Annotated in this window: 10 protein-coding genes; 4 read left to right on the top strand and 6 right to left on the bottom strand. The window is 75.9% G+C overall.

Translation table 11 applies throughout. The features are described 5' to 3' along the window. Positions 1 to 113 precede the first annotated feature (113 nt). Positions 114 to 2,534, top strand: coding sequence for a LuxR C-terminal-related transcriptional regulator (locus ACFWP2_RS04335; protein WP_380448088.1), 2,421 nt, complete (start codon positions 114 to 116; stop codon positions 2,532 to 2,534). Between the two features lie 84 nt (positions 2,535 to 2,618). On the opposite strand, the gene sucD is transcribed toward ACFWP2_RS04335, so the two are convergent. The 5 genes from sucD to ACFWP2_RS04310 form a co-directional block, all read right to left on the bottom strand. Next, entirely contained in the window at positions 2,619 to 3,509 is an 891-nt protein-coding gene (gene sucD / locus ACFWP2_RS04330; protein ID WP_380448086.1) for a succinate--CoA ligase subunit alpha, read from the bottom strand. An 18-nt stretch (positions 3,510 to 3,527) separates the two neighbouring features. Next, positions 3,528 to 4,700, bottom strand: a complete 1,173-nt coding sequence (sucC, locus tag ACFWP2_RS04325) for an ADP-forming succinate--CoA ligase subunit beta (protein WP_380448084.1) — start codon at positions 4,698 to 4,700, stop codon at positions 3,528 to 3,530. Positions 4,701 to 5,003: 303 nt separating this feature from the next. Continuing rightward, the gene (locus tag ACFWP2_RS04320) at positions 5,004 to 6,170 is read right to left on the bottom strand and encodes a VWA domain-containing protein (protein WP_380448082.1); all 1,167 of its coding nucleotides are present in this window, start codon (positions 6,168 to 6,170) and stop codon (positions 5,004 to 5,006) included. A gap of 129 nt (positions 6,171 to 6,299) precedes the next feature. Next, positions 6,300 to 8,732: a DUF5682 family protein gene (locus ACFWP2_RS04315; RefSeq protein ID WP_380448080.1), complete on the bottom strand. Its 2,433-nt coding sequence runs from the start codon at positions 8,730 to 8,732 to the stop codon at positions 6,300 to 6,302. Beyond that, positions 8,729 to 9,811, bottom strand: coding sequence for an AAA family ATPase (locus ACFWP2_RS04310; RefSeq protein ID WP_380448078.1), 1,083 nt, complete (start codon positions 9,809 to 9,811; stop codon positions 8,729 to 8,731). The genes ACFWP2_RS04315 and ACFWP2_RS04310 overlap by 4 nt, the downstream gene beginning before the upstream one ends. A 179-nt stretch (positions 9,812 to 9,990) precedes the next feature. Here ACFWP2_RS04310 and ACFWP2_RS04305 point away from each other — a divergent pair, with 179 nt between their 5' ends. Together ACFWP2_RS04305 and ACFWP2_RS04300 are read left to right on the top strand one after the other, a co-directional pair. Beyond that, positions 9,991 to 11,304, top strand: a complete 1,314-nt coding sequence (locus tag ACFWP2_RS04305) for an SWIM zinc finger family protein (protein ID WP_380448076.1) — start codon at positions 9,991 to 9,993, stop codon at positions 11,302 to 11,304. A gap of 173 nt (positions 11,305 to 11,477) precedes the next feature. Continuing rightward, a complete protein-coding gene (locus ACFWP2_RS04300; RefSeq protein ID WP_380448074.1) occupies positions 11,478 to 13,064 on the top strand; it encodes a DUF5691 domain-containing protein in 1,587 nt (528 codons plus the stop codon). 87 nt (positions 13,065 to 13,151) lie between these two features. Here ACFWP2_RS04300 and ACFWP2_RS04295 read toward each other — a convergent pair whose 3' ends face one another. Next, positions 13,152 to 13,556, bottom strand: coding sequence for a cobalamin B12-binding domain-containing protein (locus tag ACFWP2_RS04295; protein ID WP_224285525.1), 405 nt, complete (start codon positions 13,554 to 13,556; stop codon positions 13,152 to 13,154). Between the two features lie 325 nt (positions 13,557 to 13,881). Here ACFWP2_RS04295 and ACFWP2_RS04290 point away from each other — a divergent pair, with 325 nt between their 5' ends. Continuing rightward, positions 13,882 to 14,682, top strand: coding sequence for a M23 family metallopeptidase (locus ACFWP2_RS04290; protein WP_380448072.1), 801 nt, complete (start codon positions 13,882 to 13,884; stop codon positions 14,680 to 14,682). The last annotated feature ends 38 nt before the right edge of the window (positions 14,683 to 14,720 follow it).

Raw genomic sequence — 14,720 nt, 5'->3', positions numbered from 1 at the left:
CGACTCGCCATGCTCCGTGAAGCGCCAAACCGCCGCCGTGTCCCAGATTATTGGCTTATGCGCATTTTCAGACCCTGCCCCCAAGCCGCCGGCGCCCCGGCACGGAGCGTCTGATGGCCACGCCACCCACCGCCGACTCCCCCACCCCGGAGCGCCACCGCAAGCCCGCCCGCGCCGACGCCGACCCGGGCCACCTGCTGCGGAAACTGACCCCCCGTGAGGCCCAGACCCTGGCCCACCTCGCGGCCGGCCACGACCTCCCCCGCACCGCCGCCACCCTCGGGATCACCCCGACCACCGCCCGCAGCTACCTCCAGCGCGCCCTGCGCAAGCTCGGGACCCGCACCCAGGCGGAGGCCCTCGCCCTGCTGGCCGCCACCCAGCACCGCCCCCGGGACCCCGACCCGACCGGGCTCCCGGCCGGCCTGGGCCCGTCCGGGGGCGCCTGGCCCCCACCGCCCGGCCCGCTCCACACGGCCCCGGCCCCGAGCCCCGCCGCCGCCCTCCACCCCATGGAGGGAGCAGCCCGCCCACGGGCCGACCTTGCCCCGAACGGGGACGCGGCCGGGAAGCGGCGCCGCGCACGAGCCGGGAAACCCGCCCCGGGTGCCGCCGACGGCACCCGGGGAGCGGCCCTGGTAGGCGGCACGGATCACGGGACTCCGGCCGACCAGCCGCAGCCGGCTGCCGTCACACCGCCGGCCACCGCGAAGAGCGCCGCCCCCCGGCGCGCGCAGCGGGCACTCACGCCCGGGGGCCGACCGGGAGACGCCGACGCGAATCCGGCGCCCTCGGCCGCACCGGCGCAGGCCGACGGGCACCATCAGCCGCCCGACCCGAGCCACCCGCCGACGGCCCCCGCCGACCCGGGCGGGCGCGGAGATGCTCCCCGCACGCCCCCCACCGGGCAGGCTCGGGTGGCGAGCGCCCCGACCGCGACGGCGAGTGGAGACGGCCGGCCGACCAGCGCTCCGGCCATGAGCGCGAGTCGAGAAAGCGGGTCGACCGGCACGCCGACCGCCGGGCCCGCGGGGCACGTCCCCGTCGGCCCCGACCGGGAACGGCAGGCCTCACCGGAGCACGAGGAACACGACCCCACAGCGCCCGCCCGGGCTCCGCGCCCGGGCCGGGGTCCGGCTACGCCGTGCGGCGCCCCGACCGCGACCGCCGCCGCGGGCGGGGGAGGTGGACCGGAGCACACCGCCGGGGCCGCTGACCGCGACGACACGCCGCACCGGCCCTCGTCCGTACCGGAGCCGGACGACCGGCAGCCGCAGCCCGCCGAGTCCGTGGGGCACACCCCCGTCGGCCCCGACCGGCCCCCGCACCCGGCCGCCGACGGCAGCGGCATTCCGCCCCGAGCCCCGGCCGCACCTGAGGCCGACGCCGGACACCCCCGACCCGCCCGGCCGGAGCCACCGGAGGAACGCGCCCCCGCCAGTCCCGGCCGGACGGCGCTGGCCGCCGCCGCTCCCGGGGGCGGGGACGACGACCTCGACGCGGAGCCCCCCGTGGGGAGCTTCGAGGAGCTCTACGAGACCGCGCACACCCGGCTGGTGCAGCAGGTGTTCCTGCTGACCTCCTGCCGGCACCGGGCGGTGCACTGTGTGCGGCGGGCGTTCGGGGAGGCCCGGCGGTGCTGGGGCGCGGTGGCCGCGTCGGGGAGCCCGGAGGGCTGGGTGCGGGTGCGCGCCTGCGAGCTGGCGCTGTCCCCGTGGCACCGGGGCGGCCCCCGTCGGGCGCACGCATGGGGGCTGCCGCACCGGCGGATCAAGGTGCGGCCGGCCGACGAGTCGCAGGCGGTGCTGCCGGACCACGACCGGCTGACCGACCGGGACCGGGCGTTGCTGAAGGCGCTCAAGCGGCTGTCCCGCCCCCAGCGCCGGGCGCTGGTGCTGCACGACGGGCTGGGGCTGCCGGCCGCGGCGGTCGCGGTGGAGGTGGAGTCCACCCGAGCGGCGGCCGAGGGACGGGTGTGGGCCGCCCGGGCGGCGCTGGCCGCGTGGGTGCCGGAGCTGGTGGGGCCGGATCCGGCGGCGCCGGGCTTCGCGGACGGGCTGTGCGGGCTGCTGCACCGGGCGGCGGTGCGCGGCTGCCCGGAGCCGCACCGGACGCCGGTGCCGGTGCTGCGGGCCCGCTACCGGCTGCGGACGGCGAGCCGGACGGGCGCGGCGGCGCTGCTGACGGTCGTGGTGGGCGGGGCGACGCTGGCGACCCTGGCTGGGGTGCGCCCGGCGGAGCTGTTCCGGCCGACCGCGCCGCCGGCGCCCGCGCTGTGTCTGCCGGTCACCTGGTCGGAGGAGGGGGAGTCGGGTGTGCCGCTGCTGCCCGACGGGGCGCCGAACGGCATCGCCAGCATCTGGTGCAGCCCGGCGCCCGGCCTGGCGGCCGTCCTGGCGGATCCGCAGCCGCAGGCGTTCGCGCGCTGGGAGCTGCCGCCGGCGGCCCGGGGCGCCGCTCCCCCGCCGCAGGGGCCGGTGGCCTGTCGGCAGTGGTCGCCGCTGCCCTGCACGACGGGGCCGCGGCGGCACTGATCAGGAGAACGACGGCACTGATCGGGAGAACGGCGAGCGCCCCCGCCCGGGAGGGCGGGGGCGCTCGTCACGCGCGGGGCGGGATCAGGCCTGGGCGGCGATGATCTCGCGGGCCAGGCGGGCGGTCTCGGACGGCGTCTTGCCGACCTTGACACCGGCGGCCTCGAGGGCCTCCTTCTTGGCCTGGGCGGTGCCCGAGGAGCCGGAGACGATGGCGCCGGCGTGGCCCATGGTCTTGCCCTCGGGGGCGGTGAAGCCCGCGACGTAGCCGACGACCGGCTTGGTCACGTGCGCCTTGATGAAGTCCGCGGCACGCTCCTCGGCGTCGCCACCGATCTCACCGATCATGACGATGATCTCGGTCTCCGGGTCCTCCTGGAAGGCCTTGAGAGCGTCGATGTGGGTGGTGCCGATGACCGGGTCGCCACCGATGCCGACGGCCGAGGTGAAGCCGATGTCCCGCAGCTCGTACATGAGCTGGTAGGTCAGGGTGCCGGACTTGGAGACCAGGCCGATCTTGCCGGAGGTGGTGATGTCGGCCGGGATGATGCCGGCGTTCGACTGTCCGGGGCTGATCAGACCGGGGCAGTTCGGGCCGATGATGCGGGTCTTGTTGCCCTTGGCACCGGCGTGCGCCCAGAAGGCGGCGGTGTCGTGCACCGGGACGCCCTCGGTGATGACGACGGCCAGGCCGATCTCGGCGTCGATGGCCTCGATGACGGCGGCCTTGGTGAAGGCCGGCGGCACGAAGAGGACGGAGACGTCGGCGCCGGTCTTCTCCATGGCCTCGGCGACGGAGCCGAAGACCGGGATCTCGGTGCCGTCGACGTCGACCGTGGTACCGGCCTTGCGCGGGTTGACACCGCCGACGATCTGGGTGCCGGAGGCGAGCATGCGGCGGGTGTGCTTCATGCCCTCGGCGCCGGTCATGCCCTGGACGATGACCTTGCTGTCCTTGGTAAGGAAGATAGCCATGGTGTTAAGTCCCCTTCCTTACTTGTTGGCCAGCTCGGCGGCGCGGTCGGCCGCACCGTCCATGGTGTCCACGCGCTGGACCAGCGGGTGGTTGGCGTCGTCGAGGATCTTGCGACCCAGCTCCGCGTTGTTGCCGTCCAGGCGGACGACCAGCGGCTTGGTGACCTCCTCGCCCTTGCCCTCCAGGAGGGCGAGGGCCTGCACGATGCCGTTGGCGACCGCGTCGCACGCGGTGATGCCGCCGAAGACGTTGACGAAGACCGACTTGACGTCGGGGTCGCCCAGGATGATCTCCAGGCCGTTCGCCATGACCTCGGCCGAGGCGCCGCCGCCGATGTCGAGGAAGTTGGCGGGCTTGACGCCGCCGTGGTTCTCACCGGCGTAGGCGACCACGTCGAGGGTGCTCATGACGAGGCCCGCGCCGTTGCCGATGATGCCGACCTGGCCGTCGAGCTTGACGTAGTTCAGGCCCTTGGCCTTGGCGGCCGCCTCGAGCGGGTTGGCCGCGGCCTTGTCCTCGAGCGCCTCGTGCTCCGGCTGGCGGAACTCGGCGTTCTCGTCCAGGGAGACCTTGCCGTCGAGCGCGATGATCTTGCCCTCACCGGACTTGATCAGCGGGTTGACCTCGACGAGGAGGGCGTCCTCCTTGATGAAGACGGTCCACAGCTTCTGCAGGACCTCGGCGACCTGGTCGGCGACCTCGGCCGGGAACTTCGCCGCGGCGACGATCTCGGCGGCCTTCTCCGGGGTGCAGCCCTCGTTGGCGTCGACCGGGATCTTGGCGAGCGCCTCGGGGTTCTGCTCGGCGACGACCTCGATCTCCACGCCGCCCTCGACGCTGGCCATGGCCAGGAAGGTGCGGTTGGTGCGGTCCAGCAGGAACGAGACGTAGTACTCGTCCTTGATGTCCGCGGTCTGGGCCAGCATCACCTTGTGAACGGTGTGGCCCTTGATGTCCATGCCGAGGATCTGCTCGGCCTTGGCGACGGCGTCCGCCGGGTCGGCGGCGAGCTTGACGCCGCCGGCCTTGCCTCGGCCACCCACCTTCACCTGAGCCTTGACGACGGCGCGGCCGCCGAAGCGCTCCGCGATGGCGGCAGCGTCTGCGGCGGTCTCGATGACATCGCCGTCAAGCACGGGCACGCCGTGCTTGGCGAAGAGGTCCCTCGCCTGGTACTCGAACAGGTCCACGTGTTTGTCCTTGTTCGTGGTCGCGGATTGTGTCTCTACGAGCGTGCCACGGCAGGATCTTCGCTGCGGGTCGTCGGGGCGGTGCGGGTACGCAGAGGTACGGCCTTGCGGCCCACACAGCCACGGGCGCACACGTCAATCAACACGCGCGTCACGTCCGTCTGGCAGGTTATCCCCGTGGGACGGGACTGTTCCGCCCGCAGCCTGCCCGGCATGGGTGAGAACCGTCACAGAATGCCCAGGAGGCACGGGGTGGGCGGCCGGTCCACCGATCGGTCCGATTAGCACGTTCGGGTGAATCCCTCACCCCCCCTGGGCGGGCACCGGGATCGGGCGCTTCTCGATCGCCGCCGCCATGATCTCCGGGAACGCGTCCGGGGTGCAGGCGAAGGCCGGCGCGCCGAGCGAGGCCAGGGCGGCGGCGTGGGCGTGGTCGTACGCCGGGGCCCCCTCGTCGGAGAGCGCGAGCAGCGCGATGAACTGGACGCCGGCCGCCTTCATCGCGGCGACCCGCTTGAGCATGCCGTCCCGGATGCCGCCCTCGTACAGGTCGCTGATCAGCACCACGACGGTCTCGGAGGGCCGGGTGATCTTCGACTGGCAGTAGGCCAGCGCCCGGTTGATGTCGGTGCCGCCGCCGAGCTGGGTGGCGAACAGGACGTCGACCGGGTCGGTGAGCTGCTCGGTGAGGTCGACCACCGAGGTGTCGAAGACGACCAGCCGGGTGTCCAGGGTGCGCATCGAGGAGAGCACCGCGCCGAAGACCGCCGAGTGGACGACCGAGGGCGCCATCGAGCCGGACTGGTCGATGCAGAGGATGACGTCCTTCTTCACCGCACGCTGGGCGCGGGCGTAGCCGACCAGCCGCTCGGGGACGACGGTGCCGTGCTCGGGCAGGTAGTTCTTCAGGTTGGCCCGGATGGTGCGGTCCCAGTCGATGTCGCGGTGGCGGGGGCGGTTGACCTTGGCGCTGCGGTCGAGGGCGCCGCCGAGCGTGGCCCGGGTGCGGTCCGCGAGCCGGCGCTCCAGGTCGGCGACCACCTTGCCGACCACCGCCCGGGCGGTCTCCCGGGTGGTCTCGGGCAGTGCGTGCTTGAGCGACAGCAGGGTGCCGACCAGGTGCACGTCCGGCTCGACGGCCTCCAGCATCTCCGGCTCCAGCAGCAGCCGGTCCAGGCCGAGCCGGGTGATCGCGTCCTGCTGCATCAGCTGCACGACGGTGGACGGGAAGTACTCGCGGATGTCTCCCAGCCAGCGGGCCACCTGCGGGGCGGAGCCGCCCAGCCCGGCGCTGCGGCGGCCGGTGCGCCCGGCCCGGGCGCCCTCCTCGGGGGCGCCTCGGTAGAGCGCGGCGAGGGCGCCGTCCATCGCGGCGTCACGGCCGCGCAGGGTGCAGCCGGTGCCGTCGGCCTCGCCGCCGAGCACCAGCCGCCAGCGGCGCAGCCGTTCGTCGGTCGTGGGCGCTGCCATCTCGTCCTCCTTCAGCGGGGCCTGCGGTGGGGCAGGTGTTCGGTGCGGTGGGTGTCACCGCGGCGGGGTGTCACCGAGCGGATGTGACTGCGGCGGGTGTCAGCGCGACGGGTATGAGCGCGGCGGGTGTCAGGTGTCGCGGCCGGCGGCCTGCCGGGGGATCCTCGGGCGGATCCCGAGCAGCAGGGCCACCACCGGGACGGCCGCGTCGGCGCGGGCCCGGTCCAGCTCACCGGCCGTGGCGCGGACGGCCGGAGGCTCGCCGAGCGGGCCGGCCGCGACCCGGCCGCCGATGGTGGTGCGCACGCCCGCCTCCAGCCCGGCGAAGGTGCGGCGCAGCAGGGGCAGGACGTCGGTGAAGACCTCGCCGCTCACCCCCGTCAGCCACTCGTCCAGCAGGGCGAGCAGCCGCGGGTCGTGCAGCAGCAGGGCGCCGCCGCCGGTCAGGAAGCCCTCGACCCAACCGGCCGCGTCCGCCGGGGCGTTGGCGACGGAGAGCACCAGCCGCAGTCGTCGGCCGGCCTCCTCGGAGTCGAGCCGGCCGTCGTCCAGCAGCAGCCGTACGGCCCGGCCGCGCAGCAGTCCGGGGGCGCCGGTGGCCGGTCCGCCGGCCGGCTCGCGGCGGGCCAGCGAGCGCAGGGCGGCGGCCCAGCGGTCGGCCAGGCCGGCCAGGTCGGCCAGGCCGGCCAGGTCGGCCAGGTGGGCCAGGTCGGTTTGGCCGTCGGGGCCGTCGGGGCCCTCCGGGTCCGGGGTGGTGTCGGAGGTGGTGGCGGCGGGATCGGCGGCCAGCAGTCCGATCGCGCCGTGCACCTCGTCGAGGCGGGCGCGCATCGCCTCCGCGCCCTGCGCGTCCAGGCCGACGCAGGCGGGCGGCAGCCCGACGCAGATCCGCTCGGCCAGGCCCGAGGCCGCCCCGGCGAGCGCCCCGTGGTCGGTGCCGCGCACGTCGCCGTAGCGCAGCGCGCGGACCAGCGCGGGCAGCGCGCCCGCGAGGTGCGCGACATCGGTGTCCAGGGCCGCGCAGTCGGCGAGCACCCGCATCACGGCGGGCAGCGCGCCGGACAGCCCGGCCAGCAGGCAGGTCTCCACCAGGCCGGTCAGCTCGGCGAGTTCCCCGGCGGCGCGGGCGGTGCCGACGGCCTTGTTGACCGCCGCCTCCTCGACCGTGGTGCCCCACTGGGCGGCCTCGGCGATCCGGACCGCGAACTCGGGCTGCCAGCACAGCCGCCAGCTCTCCCGGAACGTCCCGGTCGAGTTCACCGAGGAACGCGCGGGCACGCCCCAGTCCACGCCCAGCAGCCGCAGCCGGTGCAGCAGCCGGGAGCGGGCCGCGTCGGTCTCCTTGCGCAGGTCGAGGTCGACGTCCTTCGGCGCGGCGTCGGGCTTGAGCCGCAGCGAGCGCTGCCACCGGGTCAGGTCGCGCTGGAGCGGTACCGCCGGTGCGGCGTCCGGGACCTCGCCGAGCGCGTCGCCGACCACCAGGCGGTCCCGGACCAGCTCCAGGGCGACCTCCGAGCCCTCGCAGAGCACCGCGCGCACGGCGTCCAGCGTCTCGGTCAGCCCGGCGAGCGGGCGGCCGCGCAGCACGGCCAGGGTCTCGGCGAGCCGGACCGCCTCGATCACGTGCGCGGAGGAGACCGGGTGGTCCTCGGCGCGCAGCAGGTCGGCCGCCCGGGTGAGCCAGCGGGGCACCGGGTCGCCGTCGGTGGTGAACAGGTGGTGGTACCAGCCGGGCGACTGCACGCCCGCGCCGTAGCCGGTGGCCTGGGAGAGCCGGCGGTGCGTCCACGGCACCCAGGTGATGTCGGTGCGCACCTTCTTCGGCAGCCCGGCGAGCAGCGCCCGGTCGTGGGCGACGGTGGGCATCCGCTCCAGCGCGGGGACGTGGAAGGCCCCGCAGACCACGGCGATCCGCTGGTGCCCGGCGCGGCGGGCGGCGCGGATCTGCTGGCGCATGTGCGCCTCGCGCAGCAGGTCCCGGCGGGACTCGCCGAGGCCCTCGGCGCGCAGCGCGCCCATCGCCTCGGCGACGGCGGCGAACGGCGCCAGCGCGTCGGTGCCGGGCGCGCGGTGCTCGACCACGTCCTCCCACCAGCGCTCCGCGTCGTCGTGCCCGGCCGCCTCGGCGAGCAGCGCCAGCGGGTCGGCGACCGGCTCGACGGCCTCCGCCCCGTCGGCCTCCTCCCCGGCGGCCGTCCCTCCGTCGGCCGCCCCCTCGGCGCCGTCCTCCGGGGCCGGCGCGAAGCCGTACCCGGCGGGCAGGTCGATGAAGCGGACCGGCAGGTCGTGCTCCACGGCGTGCCGGATCGCCACCCACTCCGGGGAGAACTCGGCGTACGGCCAGAAGGCGGCCTTCGCCGGGTCGTCCACCGCGTGGGCGAGCAGCGCCACCGGCGGGACCATGTCCTTCTCGCCGGCCAGGTGGACGATGCCGTCGGCCTCCGGCGGGCCCTCGATCAGCACCGCGTCCGGCCGCCACTGCGCCAGCGCGGCGGCGACCGCCCGGGCCGAGCCGGGGCCGTGGTGGCGGATGCCCAGCAGGGCGACCTCGGGCGTCGTCATGCCCCCACCTCGCGGGCGGCGCGGTAGAAGTCCTTCCAGCCCTCGCGCTCGCGCACCACCCCTTCGACGTACTCGCGCCAGACCGCCCGGTCCGCCACCGGGTCGCGGACGACGGCGCCGAGGATGCCGGCCGTCAGGTCCCCGGCGCGCAGCACGCCGTCGCCGAAGTGGGTGGCCAGCGCCAGGCCGTTGGTCACCACCGATATCGCCTCGGCGGTGGAGAGGGTGCCGCTCGGGGTCTTGACCTTCGTCCGGCCGTCCACCGTGATCCCGGCGCGCAGCTCGCGGAAGACGGTGACCACGCGCCTGATCTCCTCGGCGCCGCCGGGCAGTTCGGGCAGCTCCAGGGAGCGGCCGAGCTGGCCGACCCGGCGGGTGACGATGTCGACCTCCTCGTCCAGCGAGCCCGGCAGCGGGAGCACCACGGTGTTGAAGCGGCGGCGCAGCGCGCTGGACAGCTCGTTGACGCCGCGGTCGCGGTCGTTGGCGGTGGCGATCACGTTGAAGCCGCGCACCGCCTGCGTCTCGGAGCCCAACTCCGGTACGGGAAGCGTCTTCTCGGACAGGATGGTGATCAGACTGTCCTGCACGTCGGCCGGGATGCGGGTGAGCTCCTCGACCCGGGCGATCTTGCCGTCGGCCATCGCCCGCATCAGCGGCGAGGGCACCAGGGCGTCCCGACTGGGCCCGTTGGTGAGCAGCTGGGCGTAGTTCCAGCCGTACCGGACGGCCTCCTCGGGAGTACCGGCGGTGCCCTGCACCAGCATCGTGGAGTCGCCGCTGATCGCCGCGGCCAGGTGCTCGGACACCCAGGTCTTCGCGGTGCCCGGCACGCCGAGCAGCAGCAGCGCGCGGTCCGTCGCCAGGGTCGTCACGGCGACCTCGACGACCCGGCGCGGGCCGATGTACTTGGGGGTGATCCGGGTGCCGTCCGGCAGCTCGCCGCCGAGCAGGTACGTCGCCACGGCCCACGGCGAGAGCTTCCAGCGCTCGGGGCGCGGACGGTCGTCCTGCGCGGCCAGCGCGGCCAGTTCACCGGCGAACGCGTCCTCGGCGTGCTGCCGCAGAACGTCGGTCATGGGGGCTCCTTCGGGTCTGGCGCCGGGCACACGGGTGCCCCGGGCGCAAGGGTGATCGGGGGGAGCCAGGTCGGCGTCCCGGCCTGTGGAACCAACCCTGCACCGAGCCACTGACAACCCGGCGGCGGCTCCGAACGGGCCGTCAGCCGATGTCAGTGCCCCCGCCTACGGTCGGTCGCATGGAGGAACGCTGGAGCACCGAACACGTCCTGTCCCTGGCGCCTGACGCCGCCTCGCAGAAGGCCGCGGGCAAGCTCTCGGCGCCCGCGCCGTGGTCCGGCACGGGCACCGACGGCACCGCACTGTGGGGCGAGTGCAAGGGCAGCGGCCGCACGCCGTACCGCACCGCGATCGAACTCGCCACGCCCGCCTACCAGTGCAGCTGCCCCAGCCGGAAGTTCCCGTGCAAGCACGCGCTCGGGCTCCTCCTGCTGTGGAGCGGCACCCCGCAGGCCGTCCCGGCCGGGGAGCCCGCCGACTGGGTGGCCGAGTGGCTCACCTCCCGCCAGGAGCGCGCCGAGAAGCGCGCGAAGGAGCCGGTCGACCCGGAGGCCGCCCGGCGCCGGGCCGAGAAGCGCGGCACCCGGGTCGCGGCCGGCGCGGCCGAGCTGCGGCTGCGGCTGGCCGACCGGGTCCGGCACGGCCTCGCCGACCAGTCCACCGCCGGGCCCTGGGAGGAGGTCGCCGCCCGGATGGTCGACGCCCAGGCCCCCGGCCTGGCCACCCGGGTCCGCGAGCTGGACGCGCTGCCGCAGGAACGGCTGCTGGAGGAGTACGCGATGCTGCACCTGCTCGCCACCGCCGCCACCCGGATGGACGAACTGCCGGCCGAGCTGGCCGCCACCGTCCGCGCCCGGGTCGGCTACACCGTGGAGACCAGCGAGGTACTGGCCGGCCCGACCGTCCGCGACCGCTGGCTGGTGCTCGGCAGCCGCACCGTGCCGATGGAGGGGGGCTCGGACGAGCGGCTCACCACCCGCCGGATCTGGCTGCGCGGCGCCAAGACCGGCCGCCCGGCGCTGCTGCTCTCGTTCGGCCGCCCCGGCCAGGCCCCCGCCCTCGCCCTGCCCACCGGCCACCTGGTGGAGGCCGACCTCGCGTACCACCCCGGCGCCCACGCGCTGCGCGCCACCCTCGGCGAGCGCTACGGCGTCCCCGAGCCGGGCCCCGCCGAACCGCCCGCCGGGCTCACCGTCGCCGAGGCGGTGGCCGGCTACGGCACCGCCGTCGCCGACGACCCGTGGCTGGAGAGCCGGCCGACCGTGCTCGGCGACGTCGTCCCGGTCCACACCCCGGACGGCTGGTTCCTGACGGACGGCCACCACACCGTGCCGGTCCGCACCTCGACCGTCCCGGAGCCGGCGCTGTGGCGACTGGCCGCCGTCTCCACCGGCCGCCCGCTGACGGTCTTCGGCGAGTACGGCCACCAGGGCTTCGCCCCGGTCACGGCCTGGGCCGCCGACCGACGCCCGGTCGGCCTCACCAATCCTTAGGGCGTGTCTTGTGGATCCCTGCCGGGCCCGCGACCCCGGGGCACGCACCTCGCCGCGTTGTCGTCGGTCGCCAATGCTCCGCAGTGGCTCCCTCCTCCGCCTTGCGATGCACGCACCCCAATGCCGCGGCCTGATCCGACAAAACCCACAAGACACGCCCAGGAGCACCGAGAATGACGATCACCCAGGACCCGTGGGAGACCCTGCACACCAGCGCCCTGCTCGGCACCGACCGCCGCCCGCTCCCAGCCACCGCCCTGCCGCTCGCCGACGCCGTGGACCAGGGCGATCCGGCCACCGCCCTGCTGGAGCTGGCCGCGCTGGCCGCCGTCCGCCGCCGGGCCGGCGCGCTGCCCGTACCGGCCGCCGAGCCGCCCGGCCCGCCCGCGGCCGAGGACACCCGCCCCGAGCTGCCCGAGCCGGCCGCCCGCCGGCTGGCCGTCCTGCTCTCCGGGCGGGCCGGCGGCAGCGGCGGCACCCTGGCCAACCTCGCCGAGCTGCTGCCGCAGTGGCTGAGCACCGCCCGGGCCCGGGGCCTGCGCCCGCCCGCCGCGCTGATACCCGGCCTGCTCGACGCCGCCCGCGCCCGCAGCGAACTGCGCCCCGACGCCGTGGCGCTGGCCGGCCCGCCGGGCCGCTGGCTGGCCGAGCGGAACCCCGACTGGCGGTTCGTGCTGCGCACCACCGCCCCCGAGGTGCCGCAGCAGCCCGCGGACGACCGGCTCTGGCACGAGGGCCTGTTCGCCGAGCGGGTCACCCACCTCACGCTGCTGCGCCGCCGCGATCCCGCGGCCGGCCTGGAACTGCTGCGCGGCACCTGGCCGACCGAGCGGGCCGAGGACCGCCTGCTCTTCCTGGACGCCCTCCAGGACGGCCTCTCCCCCGCCGACGAACCGTTCCTGGAGGCCGCCCTCGGCGACCGCAGCAAGAACGTCCGGGCCACCGCCGCCGAGCTGCTCTCCACCCTGCCCGGCTCGGCCCTGGCCCGCCGGATGGCCGAGCGGGCGCGGGCCGCCGTACGGCTCGCCGGCACCGGCACGCACCTGCTGGTCACCCCGCCCACCGAGTGCGACGCCCGGATGCAGCGCGACGGGATCGCGCCCAAGTCGCCCACCGGGCGCGGCGAACGGGCCTGGTGGTTCGGCGAGGTGGTGGCCGCCGCACCGCTGTCGCTCTGGCCGGAGACCACCGGGCTGACGCCGGAGCAGCTGCTCGCCCTGCGGGTCGGCGACAGCATCGACGAGACCAGCAGCAGCTGGGCCGACGACCTGCGGGAGGCCTGGGCGCGGGCCGCCGTCCGCCAGCAGGACGCCGGCTGGGCCCGGGCGCTGCTCGGCCCGGCCCCGGCCCCGCCCGGACGCGGCGCCAGGGCCCGCGCGCCGCGCACCACCGGCGCCCCCGCCAAGCTGCTGGCCGTCCTCCCGCCGCAGGAACGGGCCGCCTGGACGGCCGCGTTCATCACGGTGCACGGGCTGGGCGAGGCCTTCCAGCTGCTCGGCGCCTGCGCCACGCCGTGGACGCCGCCGCTGTCCACGGCCGTGGTGTCGGCGCTGGCCCGGGCGGCGTCCTTCGGGGCGTACCCGTGGAGCCACAGCGGGGTGCTCGGGATGACGGAGCGCGCGCTCGCCCCGGAGGCGGCCGCCGCGGTGGAGGAGCTGGCCGCCGAGGCCGCCCCGGACTCCGCGTGGTCCGAGACCTTCGCCCGGCTGGCCGGCACCCTGCGCTTCCGGGCGGCGATGCTGGCGGAGCTGGCGGGCTGAGCCGGGGCCGGGGCTCCCCGGGCTCGGCCCCGGAACGGCGGAGCGGGCCGCCCCCGGGGAGGGACGGCCCGCTCGACGCGCGGTGGCTCAGCCGGCCCGCAGGTTCGACTCGACCCAGGCGACCACGTCGCGGGTCGGCGTGCCCGGGGTGAAGATGTCGGCGACGCCCATCGCCTTGAGCTCGGCGATGTCCTCGTCCGGGATGATCCCCCCGCAGAAGACCTTGATGTCCTCCGCGTCGCGCTCCTTCAGCAGCTCCAGCACCCGCGCGCACAGCGTCATGTGGGCGCCGGAGAGGATCGACAGCCCGATGCCGTCCGCGTCCTCCTGGATCGCGGTGTCGACGACCTGCTCGGGCGTCTGGTGCAGTCCGGTGTAGATGACCTCCATACCGGCGTCGCGCAGGGCGCGCGCGATGACCTTGGCACCACGGTCGTGACCGTCGAGCCCGGGCTTGGCGACCACCACACGGATCGGCCCCGACACACTCATGACTGCCTCCTGGACGTCGTCGTCCACCATCCGACCGGGCCTCGTGGGCCGCCGGCGCGGTTAACGGTCAATAACCAACCTGAGGGGAGGTTAGCGCCACCCGGCACGGTTGACCGTGCCACCTCCGAAGAGGAGGGCAAAGTCACAGCTCCGGCCCTTGCTACCAGCCGGTATGCCCCTCCTCCCCGCAACCTCCGCACAGACCCCCCGGCCGACCCCTTGACATCCGGAGGTTTTTCCGGGGCATCGGCCGGGGGGCTACAGTCACGGCTGTTTTCACCCCTCGCCCGACGACGCCCGAGGCCCACCGAGGAGGCAGCCCCCGATGGCTCCCGATGCAGCCGCCCGTCCGACCCGCGCGGAGCTGCGCCTCGCCGCCCGCGAGCAGTCCCGCGCCCAGCGCCGCGGCGCCGCGAAGGCGGCCACCCGGACGGCGCTGCTGCGGGTCGCGCTGCCGTCGGTGGCCGCGCTCGGGGTGGCCGCGGCGGCGGCCGTCACGGTGCAGGGGGAGGCCGACCAGCGCGCCCAGGCCGCCGGACGGGTGCCGCTGAGCGCGACGGACGCCGCCCCGGACGCCGCCGCCGCGCACGCGGCGGCCGCCCAGGCGGTCGCGGCCGGCGCACCGGCCCAGGCCTCGCGCGGCGACGCCCGCCAGCCGCTGGCCGGGGCCCAGCCCGCCGAGGCCCCCGCCGCCCAGCCCACGGCCCAGCCGGCCCCCGAGCCGGTCAAGCCGAAGGTGGTCATGCCGGTCGCCCAGCACGGCCTCGGCGAACTGTTCGGCGAGGCCGGCACCCACTGGGCCAACCGGCACACCGGCATCGACTTCCCGGTGGACGGCGGCTCCGAGGTCTACGCCGTGACCGACGGCACCCTGCGCACCCAGTGGAACCCGTTCTACGGCTACATGACGATCCTCAAGATGCCCGACGGCACCGAGGCCTGGTACTGCCACCTGCGGGCGTACAAGGTGCGCAAGGGCCCGGTGAAGCAGGGCGACGTGATCGCCTTCGTCGGCACCAGCGGCAACAGCACCGGCCCGCACCTGCACTTCGAGATCCGGCCGCAGGACAGCAAGCCGATCGACCCGCTGCCCTGGCTCCTCTCCAACGGACTGGACCCGCGCTGAGCGCCCGGCCCGCGCCGTCGGGCGCGGGCCGGGACATG

It is taken from the genome of Kitasatospora sp. NPDC058444 (genome assembly GCF_042721415.1).
GTDB lineage: Bacteria > Actinomycetota > Actinomycetes > Streptomycetales > Streptomycetaceae > Kitasatospora.
The sequence above is the reverse complement of the archived record's forward strand: the minus strand, read 5'-3'. Positions and strand labels throughout refer to the sequence as shown.